At 70.5% G+C, this 20,442-nt stretch carries 1 protein-coding gene (only partly in view); it reads left to right on the forward strand.

Annotation, left to right across the window (positions count from 1 at the left end; translation table 11 throughout):
- A protein-coding gene (locus tag ACFY0I_RS33360) for a type I polyketide synthase (RefSeq protein ID WP_388902762.1) crosses the window boundary here: on the forward strand, positions 1-20,387 show its 3' portion. Its footprint begins 14,248 nt before the window's first position; the window shows 20,387 of its 34,635 coding nt (coding positions 14,249-34,635); its start codon lies beyond the left edge, outside the window; it ends in the stop codon at positions 20,385-20,387.
- Positions 20,388-20,442 lie beyond the last annotated feature (55 nt).

Below are 20,442 nucleotides of genomic sequence, written 5' to 3' on the forward strand. Positions count from 1 at the left end.
GGGTGCTGGACGACGGCGTGCTTGCCTCGCTCACCCCCGAGCGAGTGACTGCTGTTCTGCGTCCGAAGGTCGATGCGGCCTGGAACCTGCACGAGTTGACCAGGGACATGGACCTGTCGGCGTTCGTGCTGTTCTCGGGTGCGGCCGCGGCGTTCGGTGCGGCCGGGCAGGCGAACTACGCGGCGGCCAATGCCTTCTTGGAGGCCCTGGCCGAGCAGCGTCGTGCCGAGGGTCTTTCGGCCACCGCGCTCGCCTGGGGCCTGTGGGCCCCGCAGGCGGGCAGTGACAGCGGAATGGCAGCGACCCTCGACGAGGTCGACCTGCGGCGTATCGCACGGGACGGCGTCGCCGCGCTGGCCGCCGACGAAGGGCTTGGGCTCTTCGATGTGGCGGTGGGGATGGATGCGGCGGTGTTGGTGCCGATGCATCTGGATGTGTCGGTGTTGCGTGCGCAGGCGGTGTCCGCGGGTTCGGTGCCGGCGTTGTTGCGTGGTTTGGTGCGGGTGCCGGCGCGGCGGATGGTCGAGCGGCGTGGTGGTGGGGTGGCTGATGCCGGGTCCTCGCCGTTGGTGGCGCGGCTGCTCGGGTTGCCGGTTGCGGAGCATGAGGGTGTGTTGCTGGAGCTGGTGTGCGGTCGGGTGGCCGCGGTGCTCGGTCACACGGGTGCTGAGGCGGTGGATGCCGAGCGGGCGTTCCGGGATCTTGGTTTCGATTCGCTGACGGCGGTGGAACTGCGCAACGTGCTGAAGGCGGAGACGGGTCTGCGGCTCCCGCCGACACTGATCTTCGACTACCCGACACCACACGCCCTCGCCCGCCACCTGCTGAGCGAACTCGCGGTGACCGGAGGTCCCGCCGCACCCGGCGAGCACGGTTTGCGGACACCGGTACGGACCTCCGTGGGCGTGGCCGACGACCCGATCGTGATCGTGGGGATGGGGTGCCGGTTCCCGGGCGGTGTGCGGACGCCGGAGGACCTGTGGCAGCTGGTCGCTACGGGTGGCGACGGGATCTCGGGTTTCCCGACCGATCGTGGTTGGGACGTGGAGGGGCTGTATCACCCGGATCCGGATCACGCGGGTACGTCGTACACGCGTGAGGGTGGGTTCCTGCACGATGCGGCGGAGTTCGATCCGTCGTTCTTCGGGATCTCGCCGCGTGAGGCGCTGGCCATGGATCCGCAGCAGCGGTTGCTGTTGGAGACGTCGTGGGAGGCGTTCGAGCGTGCGGGGATCGACCCGACCTCGATGCGTGGCACCCGGACCGGCGTGTTCGCCGGCGTCATGTACCACGACTACGTCACCGGGATAGGCATCGGGGACGGCGCCGGCAGTGGAGACGAACTCCCCGAGGGAGTGGAGGGTTACCTCGGCACCGGAAACGCGGGCAGCATCGCCTCCGGCCGTATTGCCTACACCTTCGGGCTTGAGGGTCCGGCGGTGACGGTGGACACGGCTTGCTCGTCGTCGTTGGTCGCGCTGCACTGGGCGATCCAGGCCTTGCGGCAGGGCGAGTGCGACATGGCGCTGGCCGGTGGTGTGGCGATCATGGCGACGCCGGAGACGTTCATCGACTTCAGTCGTCAGCGTGGTCTGGCCTCCGACGGTCGGTGCAAGTCCTTCGCGGACGGTGCGGACGGTACGGGGTGGGCCGAGGGCGCGGGCATGTTGCTCGTGGAGCGTCAGTCGGACGCGGTACGCAACGGGCATCGGATCCTGGCGGTGGTGCGGGGTTCGGCGGTCAACCAGGACGGTGCGAGCAACGGGTTGACGGCGCCGAACGGGCCTTCGCAGCAGCGGGTGATTCGTGAGGCGTTGGCGGGTGCGGGTCTGTCGGCCGCGGATGTGGACGCGGTGGAGGCGCACGGTACGGGTACCCGGTTGGGGGATCCGATCGAGGCGCAGGCGCTGCTGGCGACGTACGGGCAGGAGCGGGCCGGGGGTCGGCCGTTGTTCCTGGGGTCGATCAAGTCGAACATCGGGCACACGCAGGCGGCTGCGGGTGTGGCCGGTGTCATCAAGATGATCATGGCGATGCGGCATGGTGTGCTGCCGAAGTCGCTGCATGTGGACGCGCCGTCGTCGCAGATCGATTGGGAGGCCGGTGAGGTCAGTCTCCTGACGGAGGCTTTGGAGTGGCCGGAGACCGGCCGTCCGCGTCGGGCGGGCGTGTCCTCGTTCGGCATCAGCGGCACCAACGCCCACACCATCCTCGAACAGCCGATGGTCGCGGAAGCGGTGGCGGCGACGCCCGGCGGCGAGACCGTACCTCTCCCGTCGGTGCCGTGGGTCCTCTCGGCGAAGGGCGCGGAGGCGCTCCAGGCGCAGGCGCGTCAGCTCCAGGCGTACGTCCTGTCCACGCCGGACGCGCGTCCGGCCGATGTGGCGTGGTCGCTGACGACGGGCAGGGCCTCGTTCGAGGACCGCGCGGCCGTCATCGCCACGGACCGCGAGGCCCTCCTGGCAGGCCTTGAGGCACTGGCCGAGGGTCGCTCGACGTCGGGGGTCGTGACGGGCTCGCCGGTCGGCGGAAAGGTCGCCTTCCTGTTCACCGGCCAGGGCAGTCAGCGGTTGGGCATGGGGCGCGAACTGTACGACGCGTTCCCGGTGTTCGCCGATGCGTTGGACGCCGTGTTCGCCCGTCTGGATCTCGAAGTGCCGTTGCGGGATGTGCTGTTCGGGGCGGATGCGGCTCTGTTGGACGAGACGCGGTTCACTCAGCCGGCGTTGTTCGCGGTCGAGGTGGCGTTGTTCCGGCTGATCGAGTCGTGGGGTGTGAAGCCCGACTTCGTATCCGGGCATTCGATCGGTGAGATCGCTGCCGCGCACGTGGCGGGCGTTCTCTCCGTGGACGACGCCTGTGCTCTGGTGGCGGCTCGTGGTCGCCTGATGCAGGCGCTGCCGGCCGGTGGCGTGATGATCGCGGTGCAGGCGTCGGAGGACGAGGTCCTGCCGCTGCTGACGGATCGGGTGAGCATCGCCGCCGTCAACGGCCCGCAGTCGGTGGTGATCGCCGGTGATGAGGATGCCGCTGTCGCGGTGGTGGAGTCCCTCGGTGACCGGAAGAGCAAGCGGCTCGCGGTCAGTCACGCGTTCCACTCGCCGCACATGGATGCCATGCTGGAAGACTTCCGCCAGGTGGTGGAGGGGTTGTCGTTCGCGTCGCCGCGCATCCCGATCGTGTCGAACCTGACAGGCGCCCTCGTCACCGACGAGATGGCCTCGGCCGAGTTCTGGGTGCGGCACGTGCGGGAAGCCGTGCGTTTCCTCGACGGTGTGCGGGCCCTGGAAGCCGCGGGTGTGACGACGTACGTCGAACTCGGCCCGGGTGGCGTGCTCTCGGCCATGGCTCAGGAGTGTGTGACGGCCGGCGAAGCCGTCGCCTTCGTGCCCGTTCTGCGCAACGGGCGTCCCGAGACCGAGACGGTGGTCGCTTCGTTGGCTCAGGCCCACTTGCGGGGCCTGGACGTCGACTGGTCGACGTTCTTCGCCGGTACGGGTGCCCGCCGTGTGGAGCTGCCGACGTACGCCTTCCAGCGGCAGCGCTTCTGGCTGCAACTGACGGGCGCGGCACGCAACGGCGCCGGCCCCGACCTGGATTCTCGTTTCTGGGACGCGGTGGAACGCGAGGACCTGGAGTCCCTCGCCGACACCCTGGACATGGACGACGAGGGCGCGTGGGGCTCGGTCCTCCCCGCACTGTCGGCCTGGCGCCGCAACCTGCGGACCCAGTCCGACGTGGACCGCTGGCGCTACCGGGTGACGTGGAAGCCGCTGACGGATGCTGCGGCCGGCGCCGCCGGTGTGCGGCTGTCGGGTACCTGGCTGGTCGTGCTCCCGGCCGGGCCCGTGGACGGTACGGCCGTGGTGGACGCGCTGGCCGGGCGCGGAGCCGAGGTTCGGCGGGTCGTGGTGGATGCGGGGACGGAGCGGGTGGCCCTGGCCGACCTGCTGTCCGGCGTCGGGTCCGTCGCCGGTGTGGTGTCGCTGCTGGCGCTGGACGAGTCTGCCGGTGTCGTCGCGACGTCCGCTTTGGTGCAGGCGTTGGGTGATGCCGGGGTGGGGGCGCCGTTGTGGTGCCTGACGCGTGGTGCGGTGAGTGTGGGCCGCTCCGACGTTCTGGTGTCGGCGGTTCAGGCGCAGGTGTGGGGTCTGGGTCGGGTCGCGGCGTTGGAGGTGCCCGAGCGTTGGGGTGGTCTGGTGGACCTTCCCGAGGTGTGGGACGAGCGGGCGATGGGGCGCCTGGCCGGTGTCCTCGCCGTTCGTGCCCAGGGTGAGGACCAGGTCGCGGTGCGTTCTTCCGGGGTCTTCGGGCGTCGTCTGGTGCGTGCGGTGGCCGGTGGTACGGATTCCTGGGTGCCGTCCGGGACGGTTTTGGTGACCGGTGGTACGGGTGCGCTGGGTGGTCGGGTGGCGCGTTGGCTGGCCGGGGCGGGTGCCGGGCGTCTGGTGTTGACCAGTCGTCGGGGCGTGGATGCTCCTGGGGCTGTTGAGCTGGTTGCTGAGTTGTCGGGGTTGGGTGTGGAGGTGTCGGTGGTGGCGTGTGACGCCGCCGACCGGGATGCGTTGCGTGCGCTGCTGGCCGCGGAGGCCGACACGCTTACCGCGGTTGTTCACACGGCCGGGATTCTCGATGACGGGGTGTTGGACGCTCTGACGGCGGAGCGGTTCGAGTCGGTGCTGCGGGCCAAGGCGGACTCCGCGCTCAACCTGCACGAGCTGACGGTCGAGTTGGGCATCGAGATTTCTGCCTTTGTGTTGTTCTCGTCGATGAGCGGCACCATCGGTGCGGCCGGTCAGGGCAACTACGCGGCTGCGAATGCCTACTTGGACGCGCTTGCCGAGCAGCGGCGGGCGGCCGGTCTGGTCGCGACCTCCCTGGCCTGGGGTCCCTGGGCCGATGGCGGCATGGCGGCCGACGAGGCGATGGATGCCCGGATGCGTCGTGAGGGTCTGCCGCCGATGGCGCCGGACACGGCCGTGGCTGTTCTGCGGCAGAGTGTGTCGGCGTCGAGTGATGTTGCTGCTCTGTTGGTGGCGGACGTGGACTGGGAGCGCTTCGGTCCCGCGTTCACCGTCGTGCGCCCGAGCAATCTTTTCACCGAGCTGCCGGAGACCCGGCCTGCCGGGCCTGCCGGGCCTGCCGCGCGGGCCGAGGACGCCGGCGCATCGGTCGGCAAGTTCGCCGGTCTCGGTGCGGTGGAGTTGGAGCGGGAGTTGCTCGCTCTGGTGCGTGCGCAGGTCGCGGCGGTTCTGGGGCACGACGGTTCGGAGGCCGTGGGCGCCGAGCGGGCTTTCAAGGAGTTGGGGTTCGACTCGTTGACGGCGGTTGAGCTGCGTAACCGGCTTGGTGCGGTGACGGGTGTGACGTTGCCGGCGACGTTGATCTTCGATTACCCGACGGCTTCCGCGCTGACCGCTTTCCTGCGGGACGAACTGCTGGGTACGCGGGTGGAGATCGCGGGTCCGGTGGTGGTGGCGGTCGACGATGATCCGGTCGCGATCGTGGCGATGAGTTGCCGGTTCCCGGGTGGGGTGCGTACTCCGGAGGATCTGTGGCGTTTGTTGTCGAGCGGCGGTGACGCCATCGGTGAGTTCCCGGTGGATCGTGGTTGGGATCTGGAGCGGCTCTACAGTGCGGATCCGGATCAGCAGGGCACGTTCTATGCCCGTGAGGGTGGCTTCCTTTACGACGCTGCCGAGTTCGATGCGGACTTCTTCGGGATTTCGCCGCGTGAGGCGCTGGCGATGGATCCGCAGCAGCGGTTGTTGTTGGAGACGACGTGGGAGGCGTTCGAGCGGGCGGGCATCGACCCGGCCGCTGTGCGTGGCAGTCAGGCCGGCGTCTTCGTCGGAACCAACGGCCAGGACTACGACTCGACCTTCCAGGTGATCCCGGAGGGAATCGAGGGCTTCCTCGGTACGGGCAACGCGGCGAGCGTGGTGTCCGGCCGTCTCTCGTACGCGTTCGGGCTCGAAGGTCCGGCGGTGACGGTGGACACGGCGTGCTCGGCTTCGTTGGTCGCGTTGCACTGGGCCGTGCAGGCGTTGCGCAATGGTGAGTGCAGCATGGCGCTGGCCGGTGGTGTGACGGTGATGTCGTCGCCGGGTGCGTACATCGACTTCAGTCGTCAGCGTGGGTTGGCCGCCGATGGTCGGATCAAGGCTTTCGCGGCCGACGCGGACGGTACGGGTTGGGGGGAGGGTGTCGGCATGCTGCTCGTGGAGCGGCTGTCGGATGCGCGGCGCAATGGGCATCCGGTGTTGGCGGTGATTCGTGGCTCGGCGATCAATCAGGATGGTGCGAGCAATGGTTTGACGGCGCCGAACGGTCCGTCGCAGCAGCGGGTGATCCGGGCGGCTCTGGCCGGTGCCGGTTTGTCGGCGGCCGAGGTGGACGCGGTGGAGGCGCACGGTACGGGCACGATGCTCGGGGACCCGATCGAGGCGCAGGCGTTGTTGGCCACGTACGGGCAGGAGCGCTTCGAGGACCAGCCGCTGTTCCTGGGGTCGATCAAGTCGAACATCGGGCACACGCAGGCCGCGGCGGGTGTCGCGGGTGTGATGAAGATGGTGCTGGCCATGCGGCACGGGGTGCTTCCGCAGACCCTGCACGTGGGCGAGCCGACCCCGCACGTCGACTGGACCGCGGGTGATGTGGAACTCCTCACCGAGCAGCGGGCCTGGCCGGAGACCGGCCGGCCGCGTCGTGCCGGTATCTCCTCGTTCGGGTTCAGTGGTACCAACGCGCACACGATCATCGAGCAGGCACCGGACGACCAGGACGAGCAGCCGCCGGCCCTCCCGCAAGCGGGGCCGGCCGTTACGCCGTGGATCCTGTCGGCGAAGACCGACGCGGCCCTGCGCGCTCAGGCCGAGCGCTTGGCGGCGTGGATCGCGTCGGACGAGCTGCTTGAACCCGCTGACCTGGCCTATTCCTTGGCCACATCGCGGTCGATGCTCGACCGTCGTGCCGTCGTCCTCGCCGAGGACCGGCCGGCGTTCCTCGCCGGGCTGCACGCCTTGGCGGCGGGTGAGTCCGCGTCGGGGCTGATCCAGGGTGCCGCGTCGGGTGGAGAGGTGGCGTTCCTCTTCACCGGTCAGGGCAGCCAGCGGCTCGGTATGGGGCGCGAACTGTACGACGCCTATCCGGTGTTCGCGGACGCGTTGGACGCGATCTGCGCCCGCATGGACGCACTGCTGGAACTCCCGCTGCGGGAGGTGCTGTTCGGCTCGGATGCGGCTCTGCTGGACGAGACGCGGTTCACCCAACCCGCGCTGTTCGCGGTCGAGGTGGCGCTGTTCCGGCTGCTCGAATCGTGGGGCGTGCGGCCGGACTTCCTGTCCGGGCACTCCATCGGTGAGATCGCCGCCGCGCACGCGGCCGGTGTTCTCACCCTCGACGACGCGTGTGTGCTGGTCGCGGCGCGTGGTCGGTTGATGCAGGCGCTGCCGGCCGGTGGCGTGATGATCGCCGTCCAGGCGTCGGAGGACGAGGTCCTGCCGTTGCTCACCGATCGGGTGAGCATCGCCGCGATCAACGGGCCGCAGGCCGTCGTCATCGCCGGCGACGAGGACGCGGCGGTGGCGATCGTCGCCTCGCTCACCGGCCGCAAGTCCAAGCGGCTCACGGTCAGCCACGCCTTCCACTCGCCCCACATGGACGGCATGTTGGACGATTTCCGACAGGTGGTGGAGGGCCTGTCGTTCCACGCTCCGCGCATTCCGCTCGTCTCCCACCTGACCGGCGCCCTCGTCACCGACGAGATGGGTTCGGCCGAGTTCTGGGTGCGGCACGTCCGTGAAGCCGTCCGGTTCCTGGACGGTGTCCGGGCCCTGGAAGCCGCCGGCGTGACCACGTACGTCGAACTCGGCCCGGACGGTGTGCTGTCCGCGCTCGCGCAGGACTGCGTGACGCAGGACGCCGCTTTCCTGCCGGCGCTCCGTAAGCAGCGCCCCGAGGTCCAGGTCGTCACGACGGCCCTCGCGCAGGCCCACGTGCACGGTGTGGCCGTCGACTGGACGGCGTTCTTCGCGGGTACGGGCGCTCGACGCGTCGACCTGCCGACGTACGCCTTCCAGCGGCAGCGGTACTGGCCCAGTGAGGTTGCTTACGCGGCCGGGGACCCGGGGGCGATCGGGTTCGGCGACGCCGACCACCCGTTGCTCGGCGCGGCGGTCACCCTCGCCGACTCGGACGGGGTGCTGCTCGCCGGCCGGCTGTCGTTGGACACCCACCCGTGGCTTGCCGACCACACCATTCACGGCGGTGTTCTGCTGCCGGGCACGGCCTTCGTCGAGCTGGCGGTTCGTGCCGGTGACCAGGTCGGATGCGATGTGGTCGAGGAGCTGACGCTGGAGGCCCCGCTGGTCCTCCCCGAGCGTGGCGGCGTACACCTCCAGCTCGCCGTCGAGGCATCGAACGCCTCCGGCAGTCGAGCGTTCGCCGTGTACTCGCGGCTTCAGGACGCACTCGCCGAGGAGCCGTGGACGCGTCACGGGTCCGGTGTGCTGGCCATGGGTGCCAGGCCGGAGGCCGCGGCGGAGTTCGGCGAGCTGGCGGCCTGGCCGCCGGTGGACGCCGTCGCGGTGGACGTGAGCGGGCTGTACGAGGACCTCGCCGGTGACGGCATGGCCTACGGGCCGTTGTTCCAGGGGTTGAAGGCGGCTTGGCGGCGCGGAAGCGAGCTGTTCACGGAGGTCGTGCTGCCGCAGGACGGGCACCGGGACGCGGCGCGGTTCGGTCTGCACCCTGCTCTGCTCGACGCGGGCCTGCACGCCATTGGTCACGGAGACCCCGGCGCGACGGCGCAGGGCGCGCTGCTTCCCTTCTCGTGGGCCGGAGTTTCGTTGTACGCGGCGGGTGCGTCGTCGCTGCGGATGCGGCTGACGCCGGTGTCCGTGGAGGATCCGCACACGTTGGCGTTGCTGGTCGCGGACGAGTCCGGGCGGGCGGTGGCGGCGGTGGAGTCGTTGACGTTGCGGCCGGCCTCGGCCGAGCAGGTCAACGCCGCGTCCGGCGGTCATGTCGAGTCCCTGTTCCGCGTCGAATGGGTGCCCGCGCCCGCCGCGGCTGCTGGGACCGGCGACCTTCGTTGGGTCGTCCTGGGCCGTGACGAACTCGGACTGGGCAGCACGGGTGCGCAGGTCACCGAATACGCGGACGCCGACGCGTTGCGTGCGGCGCTGGACGCGGGGGAGCCGGCTCCGGACGCGGTCTTCGTACAGCCGTCCGCCGCAGGGGCCGACTCCGTGGGGTCCGTCCATGCGGCGGTGAACGGTGCGCTTGAGGTGGTGCAGGGGTGGTTGGCGGACGACCGGTTCGCGGCTACTCGTCTGGTGTGGGTGACGTCGGGTGCGGTGTCCGTTGGTGCGGGGGAGGGTGTGCGGGATCTGGCGGGTGGCGCGGTGCGTGGCTTGCTGCGGTCGGCGCAGTCGGAGAATCCCGGCCAGCTCGTGATGCTGGACGTGGACGTGGACGTGGACGTGGACGGGGTGTCGACGGTTGGCATCGTCGCCGCGTTGGCGTCCGGGGAGCCGGAGTTGGCGGTCCGGGGTGGTGTGGTGCGTGTGCCGCGCCTGGTGCGCGTGCCGTCGGTGGACGCTGCTTCGGAGACCCGGATCAGCCTGGGCGACCCGTCGGGCACCGTGCTCGTCACCGGTGCCACGGGCGGTCTGGGCCGGTTGTTCGCCCGCCATCTGGTGACCGCGTACGGGGTGCGGCGTCTGCTGCTCACCAGTCGTCGTGGTCCGGCGGCGCAGGGCGCCGATGAACTGGTCGCCGAGCTGGTGGAGTTGGGCGCTGACGTCGAACTCGTCGCCTGCGACATCGCCGACCGGGACGCGCTCGCCCGCCTGTTGGACCTCGTACCGGTGGAACACCCGCTCACGGCCGTGGTGCACACCGCGGGTGTGCTGGACGACGGCGTGCTGGCGTCGCTGACTCCGGAGCGGGTGGCGAAGGTGCTCCGTCCGAAGGTGGACGCGGCTTGGAACCTGCACGAACTCACCCGCGAACTCGATCTGTCGGCGTTCGTGCTGTTCTCGGGTGCGGCTGCGGCGTTCGGTGCGGCCGGGCAGGCGAACTATGCGGCGGCCAATGCCTTCTTGGAGGCCCTGGCCGAGCAGCGTCGTGCCGAGGGTCTTTCGGCCACCGCGCTCGCCTGGGGTCTGTGGGCCCCGCAGGCCGGTGGCGCCGCCGGTATGGCGGCGAGCCTCGACGAGGCCAACCTGCTCCGCATCGCCCGTGAGGGCGTTGCCGCGCTGGCCGCCGACGAAGGGCTTGGGCTCTTCGATGTGGCGGTGGGGATGGATGCGGCGGTGTTGGTGCCGATGCATCTGGATGTGTCGGTGTTGCGTGCGCAGGCGGTGTCCGCGGGTTCGGTGCCGGCGTTGTTGCGTGGTTTGGTGCGGGTGCCGGCGCGGCGGATGGTCGAGCGGCGTGGTGGTGGGGTGGCTGATGCCGGGTCCTCGCCGTTGGTGGCGCGGCTGCTCGGGTTGCCGGTTGCGGAGCATGAGGGTGTGTTGCTGGAGCTGGTGTGCGGTCGGGTGGCCGCGGTGCTCGGTCACACGGGTGCTGAGGCGGTGGATGCCGAGCGGGCGTTCCGGGATCTCGGTTTCGATTCGCTGACGGCGGTGGAACTGCGCAACGTGCTGAAGGCGGAGACGGGTCTGCGGCTCCCGCCGACACTGATCTTCGACTACCCCACTCCCGTGGTGTTGGCCCGCCACCTGCTGAGCGAGCTGGGAGTGACCGCCGGCCCCGGCGACCAGGACGGCGGACGTGGACAGCGGATGGCGCCGAGCCGGCCGGTCATCGGTGTTACGGACGACCCGATCGTGATCGTGGGGATGGGGTGCCGGTTCCCGGGCGGTGTGCGGACGCCGGAGGACCTGTGGCAGCTCGTCTCCTCGGGTGGCGACGGGATCTCGGGTTTCCCGACCGATCGTGGTTGGGACGTGGAGGGGCTGTATCACCCGGATCCGGATCACGCGGGTACGTCGTACACGCGTGAGGGTGGGTTCCTGCATGATGCGGCGGAGTTCGATCCGTCGTTCTTCGGGATCTCGCCGCGTGAGGCGCTGGCCATGGATCCGCAGCAGCGGTTGCTGTTGGAGACGTCGTGGGAGGCGTTCGAGCGTGCGGGGATCGACCCGACCTCGATGCGTGGCACCCGGACCGGCGTGTTCGCCGGCGTCATGTACCACGACTACGCCACTGGCTTCGGAAACGGCGAAGCGCTGCCCGAAGGCGTCGAGGGCTATCTCGGCACCGGCATCTCGGGCAGCATCGCCTCGGGCCGCGTCTCGTACGCCTTCGGGCTTGAGGGTCCGGCGGTGACGGTGGACACGGCTTGTTCGTCGTCGTTGGTCGCGCTGCACTGGGCGATCCAGGCGTTGCGGCAGGGTGAGTGCGACATGGCGCTGGCCGGTGGTGTGGCGATCATGGCGACGCCGGAGACGTTCATCGACTTCAGTCGTCAGCGTGGTCTGGCCTCCGATGGTCGGTGCAAGTCCTTCGCGGACGGTGCGGACGGTACGGGGTGGGCCGAGGGCGCGGGCATGTTGCTCGTGGAGCGTCAGTCGGACGCGGTGCGCAACGGGCATCGGATCCTGGCGGTGGTGCGGGGTTCGGCGGTCAACCAGGACGGTGCGAGCAACGGGTTGACGGCGCCGAACGGGCCTTCGCAGCAGCGGGTGATCCGTGAGGCGTTGGCCGGTGCGGGTCTGTCGGCTGCGGATGTGGACGCGGTGGAGGCGCACGGTACGGGTACCCGGTTGGGGGACCCGATCGAGGCGCAGGCGCTGCTGGCGACGTACGGGCAGGAGCGGGCCGGGGGTCGGCCGTTGTTCCTGGGGTCGATCAAGTCGAACATCGGGCACACGCAGGCGGCTGCGGGTGTGGCCGGTGTCATCAAGATGATCATGGCGATGCGGCATGGTGTGCTGCCGAAGTCGCTGCATGTGGACGCGCCGTCGTCGCAGGTCGATTGGGAGGCTGGTGAGGTCAGTCTCCTGACGGAGGCGTTGGAGTGGCCGGAGACCGGCCGTCCGCGTCGGGCGGGCGTGTCCTCGTTCGGCATCAGCGGCACCAACGCCCACACCATCATCGAGCAACCGTCCGTTCTTGAGATCGAGTCGGGGGCGGAGTCGGACGCGCTGCTGCCGGTCGTGCCGTGGACGCTCTCCGCGAAGGGTGCGGAGGCGCTCCAGGCGCAGGCGCGTCAGCTCCGGTCGTACGTCCTGTCCACGCCGGACGCGCGTCCGGCCGATGTGGCGTGGTCGCTGACGACGGGCAGGGCCTCGTTCGAGGACCGCGCGGCCGTGATCGCCGGAGATCGCGAGGGCCTCCTGGCCGGTCTCGCCGCACTCGCGGAAGGCCGATCGACGGGCGCGCTGATCGAAGGATCACCTGCCGGCGGCAAGATCGCCTTCCTGTTCACCGGTCAGGGCAGCCAGCGTCTGGGCATGGGGCGCGAACTGTACGAAGCTTTCCCGGTGTTCGCGGACGCCCTGGACGCGGCGTGCGAGCAGCTTGATTCGCTGCTCGAACTGCCGCTCAAGGAAGTGCTGTTCGGATCGAATGCCGACCTGTTGGACGAGACGAGGTTCACCCAGCCGGCCCTGTTCGCCGTCGAAGTCGCGCTGTTCCGGCTGATCGAGTCGTGGGGTGTGAAGCCCGACTTCGTATCCGGGCACTCCATCGGTGAGATCGCTGCCGCGCATGTGGCGGGTGTGTTGTCGCTGGATGATGCGTGCGCCCTGGTGGCGGCTCGTGGTCGCCTGATGCAGGCGCTGCCGGTCGGTGGCGTGATGATCGCCGTTCAGGCGTCGGAGGACGAGGTCCTGCCGCTGCTGACCGACCGGGTGAGCATCGCCGCCGTCAACGGCCCGCAGTCGGTCGTGATCGCGGGCGATGAGGACGCCGCGGTGGCCATCGCCGAATCCTTCGCCGGCCGGAAGACCAAGAGCCTCACGGTTAGTCACGCGTTCCACTCGCCGCACATGGACGCCATGCTGGACGACTTCCGCCAGGTGGTGGAGGGATTGTCGTTCGCGACCCCGCACATCCCGATCGTGTCGAACCTGACCGGCGCCCTCGTCACCGACGAGATGGCCTCGGCCGAGTTCTGGGTGCGGCACGTCCGGGAAGCCGTGCGTTTCCTCGACGGCGTGCGGGCCCTGGAAGCCGCGGGTGTGACGACGTACGTCGAACTCGGCCCGGACGGAGTTCTGTCCGCACTCGCGCGGGACTGCCTGACCGATAACACGGATGCCGTCCTCGTGCCGGCTCTGCGTGCGGCGCGCGGCGAGGCGGAGACGCTGGTCGCCGCTGTCGCCCAGGTGCACGTGCGTGGTGTTGAGGTGGACTGGTCGACGTTCTTCGCCGGTACGGGTGCCCGGCGCGTGGAGCTGCCGACGTACGCCTTCCAGCGGCAGCGCTACTGGCTGGAGATGCCGTCGGCGTCCCGCAAGGGTGTCGCCGACGACGTGGACTCCCGCTTCTGGGACGCGGTGGAACGCGAGGACCTGGACTCGCTCGCCGACGCACTGGACCTGAACGACGAGCACGCATGGGACACGGTCCTGCCGGCCCTGCCCGCCCTGTCGGCGTGGCGTCGCGGCCTGCGAACCCGGTCCGATGTGGATGCCTGGCGGTACCGGGTGACGTGGAAGCCGCTGAAGGATTCCGTGGCCGGTGCGGGGCTGTCCGGTCCGTGGCTGCTCGTGGTGCCCGCCGAGGGCATGGACGACGCGGCTGTGGTGGGCGCGCTGACCGGGCGCGGCGCCGAGGTGCGCCGGGTCGTGGTCGAGGCCGGTACCGACCGGGCCGCGCTGGCCGGGCTGCTGGCCGAGGCCGTCGCCGGTTCCGCCTCCGGACCTGTCGGCGGGTTGGTGTCGCTGCTGGGCCTGGACGAGGCCACCGGCGTGCTTGCCACGGCAGCACTGGTGCAGGCCATGGGCGATGCAGGGGTCGGGGCGCCGCTGTGGTGCCTGACCCGTGGAGCGGTGAGTGTGGGTCGTTCGGACCGGCTGGTCTCGGCGGTTCAGGCGCAGGTGTGGGGTCTGGGTCGGGTCGCAGCGTTGGAGGTGCCCGAGCGTTGGGGTGGTCTGGTCGATCTTCCCGAGGTGTGGGACGAGCGGGCGATGGGCCGGTTGGCGGGTGTGTTGGCCGGTGGTTCCGCCGGTGAGGACCAGGTCGCGGTGCGTTCCTCCGGGGTCTTCGGTCGCCGCCTGGTCCGTGCCGCCGCCGTTCAGGGCGACCAGTCCTGGACGCCGTCCGGGACGGTGCTGGTGACCGGTGGTACGGGCGCCCTGGGTGGTCGGATCGCGCGGTGGCTGGCCGAGGCCGGCGCGGAGCGTCTGGTGCTGACCAGCCGCCGGGGCGCGGACGCTCCCGGCGCAGCCGAGCTGGTGGCCGCGTTGTCGGAGACGGGCGTGGAGGTGTCCGTGGTGGCGTGTGACGCCGCCGACCGGGATGCGTTGCGTGCGCTGTTGGCCACCGAGGCCGACGCGCTGACGGCGGTCGTGCACACGGCCGGGATCCTGGACGACGGGGTGTTGGACGCTCTGACGTCGGAGCGGTTCGAGTCGGTGCTGCGGGCCAAGGCGACGTCCGCGCTCAACCTGCACGAGCTGACCGTCGAGCTCGGCATCGAGCTCTCCGCTTTCGTACTCTTCTCCTCGATGAGCGGCATGACCGGCTCCGCCGGCCAGGCCAACTACGCGGCTGCGAATGCCTACTTGGATGCGCTTGCCGAGCAGCGTCGGGCGGCCGGTCTGGTCGCGACCTCCCTGGCCTGGGGTCCCTGGGCCGATGGCGGTATGGCGGCCGACGAGGCGATGGATGCCCGGATGCGTCGTGAGGGTCTGCCGCCGATGGCGCCGGACACGGCCATGGCTGTTCTGCGGCAGAGTGTGTCGGCGTCGAGTGATGTTGCTGCTCTGTTGGTGGCGGACGTGGACTGGGAGCGCTTCGGTCCCGCGTTCACCGTCGTGCGTCCGAGCAATCTCTTCGCCGAGCTGCCGGAGACCCGGGTCACCGGCTCCACCGCTGCCAACCGTTCCGAGAAGGCCGGTTCGCCGGCCGAACGCCTCTCCGGTCTCGGTGCGGTGGAGTTGGAGCGGGAGTTGCTCGCTCTGGTGCGTGCGCAGGTCGCGGCGGTTCTGGGGCACGACGGTTCGGAGGCCGTGGGCGCCGAGCGGGCTTTCAAGGAGTTGGGGTTCGACTCGTTGACGGCGGTTGAGCTGCGTAACCGGCTTGGTGCGGTGACGGGTGTGACGTTGCCGGCGACGTTGATCTTCGATTACCCGACGGCTTCCGCGCTGACCGCTTTCCTGCGGGATGAACTGCTGGGTACGCGGGTGGAGATCGCGGGTCCGGTGGTGGTGGCGGTCGACGATGATCCGGTCGCGATCGTGGCGATGAGTTGCCGGTTCCCGGGTGGGGTGCGTACTCCGGAGGATCTGTGGCGGTTGCTGTCGAGCGGCGGTGACGCCATCGGTGAGTTCCCGGTGGATCGTGGTTGGGATCTGGAGCGGCTCTACAGTGCGGATCCGGATCAGCAGGGCACGTTCTATGCCCGTGAGGGTGGCTTCCTTTACGACGCTGCCGAGTTCGATGCGGACTTCTTCGGGATTTCGCCGCGTGAGGCGCTGGCGATGGATCCGCAGCAGCGGTTGTTGTTGGAGACGACGTGGGAGGCGTTCGAGCGGGCGGGCATCGACCCGGCCGCTGTGCGTGGCAGTCAGGCCGGCGTCTTCGTCGGAACCAACGGCCAGGACTACGGCTCCATGCTCCAAGCCCTTCCGGACGGCATCGAGGGCTTCCTCGGCACCGGTAACGCGGCGAGTGTCGTATCGGGTCGCCTTTCGTACGCGTTCGGGCTCGAAGGTCCGGCGGTGACGGTGGATACGGCGTGCTCGGCTTCGTTGGTCGCGTTGCACTGGGCCGTGCAGGCGTTGCGCAACGGTGAGTGCAGCATGGCGCTGGCCGGTGGTGTGACGGTGATGTCGTCGCCGGGTGCGTACATCGACTTCAGTCGTCAGCGTGGGTTGGCCGCCGATGGTCGGATCAAGGCTTTCGCGGCCGACGCGGACGGTACGGGTTGGGGCGAGGGTGTCGGCATGCTGCTCGTGGAGCGGCTGTCGGATGCGCGGCGCAACGGGCATCCGGTGTTGGCGGTGATTCGTGGCTCGGCGATCAATCAGGATGGTGCGAGCAATGGTTTGACGGCGCCGAACGGTCCGTCGCAGCAGCGGGTGATCCGGGCGGCTCTGGCCGGTGCCGGTTTGTCGGCGGCCGAGGTGGACGCGGTGGAGGCGCACGGCACGGGCACGATGCTCGGGGACCCGATCGAGGCGCAGGCGTTGTTGGCCACGTACGGGCAGGAGCGCTTCGAGGACCAGCCGCTGTTCCTGGGGTCGATCAAGTCGAACATCGGGCACACGCAGGCCGCGGCGGGTGTCGCGGGTGTGATGAAGATGGTGCTGGCCATGCGGCATGGGGTGCTTCCGCAGACCTTGCACGTGGGCGAGCCGACCCCGCACGTCGACTGGACCGCGGGTGATGTGGAACTCCTCACCGAGCAGCGGGCCTGGCCGGAGACCGGCCGGCCGCGTCGTGCCGGTATCTCCTCGTTCGGGTTCAGTGGTACCAACGCGCACACGATCATCGAGCAGGCACCGGACGACCAGGACGAGCAGCCTCCGGCCCTCCCGCAGCGACTGACCGGCACCCTGCCGTGGATCCTGTCGGCGAAGACGGACGCGGCCCTGCGCGCTCAGGCCGAGCGCTTGGCGGCGTGGATCGCGTCGGAGGAATCGCTCGAACCGGCGGACGTCGCGCACTCCTTGGCCACGTCCAGGTCGATGCTCGAACACCGGGCCGTGCTCATCGCGCAGGACCGGGAGGAGTTCCAGGCCGCTCTGAAGGCCCTCGCGGCCGGTGAGCAGTCGGCCGGCTCGGTGCGTGGGACGGCATCCACAGGCGGAGTCGCCTTTCTCTTCACCGGTCAGGGCAGCCAGCGGCTGGGTATGGGGCGCGAACTGTACGACGCCTATCCGGTGTTCGCGGACGCGTTGGACGCGATCTGCGCCCGCATGGACGCACTGCTGGAACTCCCGCTGCGGGACGTGCTGTTCGGCTCGGATGCGGCTCTGCTGGACGAGACGCGGTTCACTCAGCCGGCGTTGTTCGCGGTCGAGGTGGCGCTGTTCCGGCTGCTCGAATCGTGGGGCGTGCGGCCGGACTTCCTGTCCGGTCATTCGATCGGTGAGATCGCCGCCGCGCACGCGGCCGGTGTTCTCACCCTCGACGACGCGTGTGTGCTGGTCGCGGCGCGTGGTCGGTTGATGCAGGCGCTGCCGGCCGGTGGCGTGATGATCGCCGTCCAGGCGTCGGAGGACGAGGTCCTGCCGTTGCTCACCGATCGGGTGAGCATCGCCGCGATCAACGGGCCGCAGGCCGTCGTCATCGCCGGCGACGAGGACGCGGCGGTGGCGATCGTCGCCTCGCTCACCGGGCGCAAGAGCAAGCGGCTGACCGTGAGCCATGCCTTCCACTCGCCGCACATGGACGGCATGCTGGCCGACTTCCGGAAGGTGGTCGAGGGGCTGACCTTCGAACCGCCGCGCCTCCCGATCGTGTCCAACCTGACCGGCGCCCTCATCACCGACGAGATGGGTTCGGCCGACTTCTGGGTACGGCACGTCCGCGAAGCGGTTCGATTCCTCGACGGGGTCCGCACACTGGAAGCCGCCGGCGTGACCACGTACGTCGAACTCGGCCCGGACGGGGTGCTCTCGGCCCTCGCCCAGGACTGCGTCACCGACGGATCGACTGTCGGGGCGGCCACGGGGGCGGCCACGTTCGTGCCCGCCCTTCGTAAGGGCCGTGCCGAGGTCGAGGCCCTCGTCACCGCCCTCGCCCAGGCCCATGTCCACGGCGTCACCATCGACTGGACGGCGTACTTCTCCGGAACGGGCACGGGCACGGGCACGGGCACAGGTACGCGTACGGGTACGGGTACAGGTACAGGTACCGGAACAGCTGTCGCGCCCCGACGCGTCGACCTGCCGACGTACGCCTTCCAGCGCAAGCGCTACTGGCTGGAGGAGGCCTCCCGCCCCGCGGCGGTGGCAGCCGGCGGCGTCGGGAGCGGTGTGGCCGACGCCCCGTTCTGGGAGGCCGTCGAGAACGATGACCTCGCCGCCCTCACCACCGCCCTGGACATCGACGCCGACCAGCCGCTGAGCGCCCTGCTGCCGGCGCTGTCCGCCTGGCGGCGCCGGCGCACGGAGCGGTCCGTCGTCGACACCTGGCGGTACGGGGTCACCTGGAAGCCGCTGGCGGCCCCGGACACCGCCGCCCGCCCCGCCGGAACCTGGCTGGTCGTCACCGCGGCGCCCGGCGACGGGTCCGGACCGTCCGGTATCCCCGGTATCGCGGACGCGCTCCGGGCGCAGGGCGTCGACGTACGGGACGTCGCCCTCGACCCCGCGGAGAGCGGCCGTACCGCCGTGGCCGATCGGCTGCGTTCGGCGCTCGCCGGGGACCGGGCCGACGGCGTGGTCTCCCTGCTGGCACTCGCCGAAGCCCCCCACCCGACCCATCCGGCGGCGCCGACAGGGCTGCTGCTGACCGGGACCCTGGTACAGGCCCTCGGGGACGCCGAAGTCGACGCACCGCTGTGGTGCGTGACCTCAGGTGCCGTGTCGGCCGGCCTCGCCGACCGGCTGCGCAGTACCGCGCAGGCACAGGTCTGGGGGCTCGGCCGGGTGGTCGCGCTGGAGCACCCCGAGCGCTGGGGCGGTCTGGTGGACCTGCCCGCCCGCGTGGACGGACGGACGCTCGACCAACTGCTCTCCGTACTCGCTGGAGCAGGCGGGGACGCCCACGAGGACCAGATCGCGGTACGCTCCGCCGGTCTCCTCGTACGCCGCATCGAGCACGCCGCCTCGTCGGACAGCACCGCACCGGACAGCACCACACCGGCCGGCGCCACGGGGTCGGCGCGGGCGCCGTGGCGGCCCCGCGGCACCGTGCTGGTCACCGGCGGGACGGGTGCGCTCGGTGCGCACGTCGCCCGCTGGCTGGCCGCGCACGGCGCCGAGCACCTGGTGCTGGCCGGGCGGCGCGGACCGCAGGCGCCCGGCGTCTCGGCCCTGGTCGCGGAACTCGCCGAACTGGGCGCCCGCGCAACGGCCGTCGCCTGCGACGTCACCGACCGGTGGTCCGTGGCCGAGCTCCTCACCGGGCTCCGTGACGACACCACCGGCCCCGGCCTCACCGCCGTGTTCCACACGGCGGGCGTCGGCCAGTTGACGCCGCTCGCCGAAACCGGACCGGACGAGGTCGCCGCGGTGCTCGCCGCGAAGGTCTCCGGGGCCGAACACCTCGACGAACTGCTCGGTGACACGGAGTTGGACGCCTTCGTCCTGTTCTCCTCCATCGCCGGAGTGTGGGGAAGCGGCGGCCAGGGCGCCTACGCGGCGGCCAACGCCCATCTCGACGCCTTGGCGCAGCGGCGCCGCGACCGCGGGCTGACGGCCACGGCCGTCGCCTGGGGTCCGTGGGGCGAGGGCGGGCTGGTCGCCGACGACGAGGCCGCCGGGCAACTCCGGCGCCGCGGTCTGCCGGTGATGGCGCCCGAGCGGTCGATCGCGGCACTCCAGCAGGCGCTGGACGCGGGCGACACCACGGTGACGGTCGTCGACGTCGACTGGGACCTGTTCGTCCCGGCGTTCACGGCCTCCCGGCCGCGTCCGCTCATCGCCGACCTCCCCGAGGTGCGCCGCGTACTCGACGCGGACGAGCACGCTGCGGGCACGGGCGGCGACGGCTCCGCCGACGCCGTCGACCGGCTGCTGGCCGAGCTGCGGGGCGCGAGCCCCGACGAGGCCGAACGGACCCTGCTCACCCTGGTCCGTACGCACGTCGCGGCGGTCCTCGGGCACGACGGGGCCGGCACGGTCGAGGCGGGCCGGGCCTTCAAGGAGCTGGGCTTCGACTCCCTCACCGCCGTCGAACTGCGGACCCGCCTCGGCGCGGCCACCGGACTGCGGCTGCCCGCGGCCCTCGTCTTCGACCACCCGACACCCGCCGCCCTGGCCGCGCACATCCGCGCGGAACTCCTCGGTGGGGACGCGGAGCCCGTGCTCCCGGCCCTCGCGGAGATCGACAAGTTGGAGTTCGTCCTCTCGTCGGTCCCCGAGGAGGACGCCGCCGAACGCGCCCGCGTCACGGCACGGCTCGAAGCGCTCCTGGCGAACTGGAACAGGACCGAACGCGCCGCGCTCGCCCTGGAGGACGAGGAAACGGTCATCGAATCGGCATCCGCCGAAGACCTCTTCGACATCATCAACAACGAATTCGGAAAAGCCTGACCTTGATGCCCGATCCGATGTCTCCATCGAATTCTCTCAATTCATCGCATGAGTT

The organism is Streptomyces sp. NPDC001568 (genome assembly GCF_042893755.1).
Classification (GTDB): Bacteria; Actinomycetota; Actinomycetes; order Streptomycetales; family Streptomycetaceae; genus Streptomyces.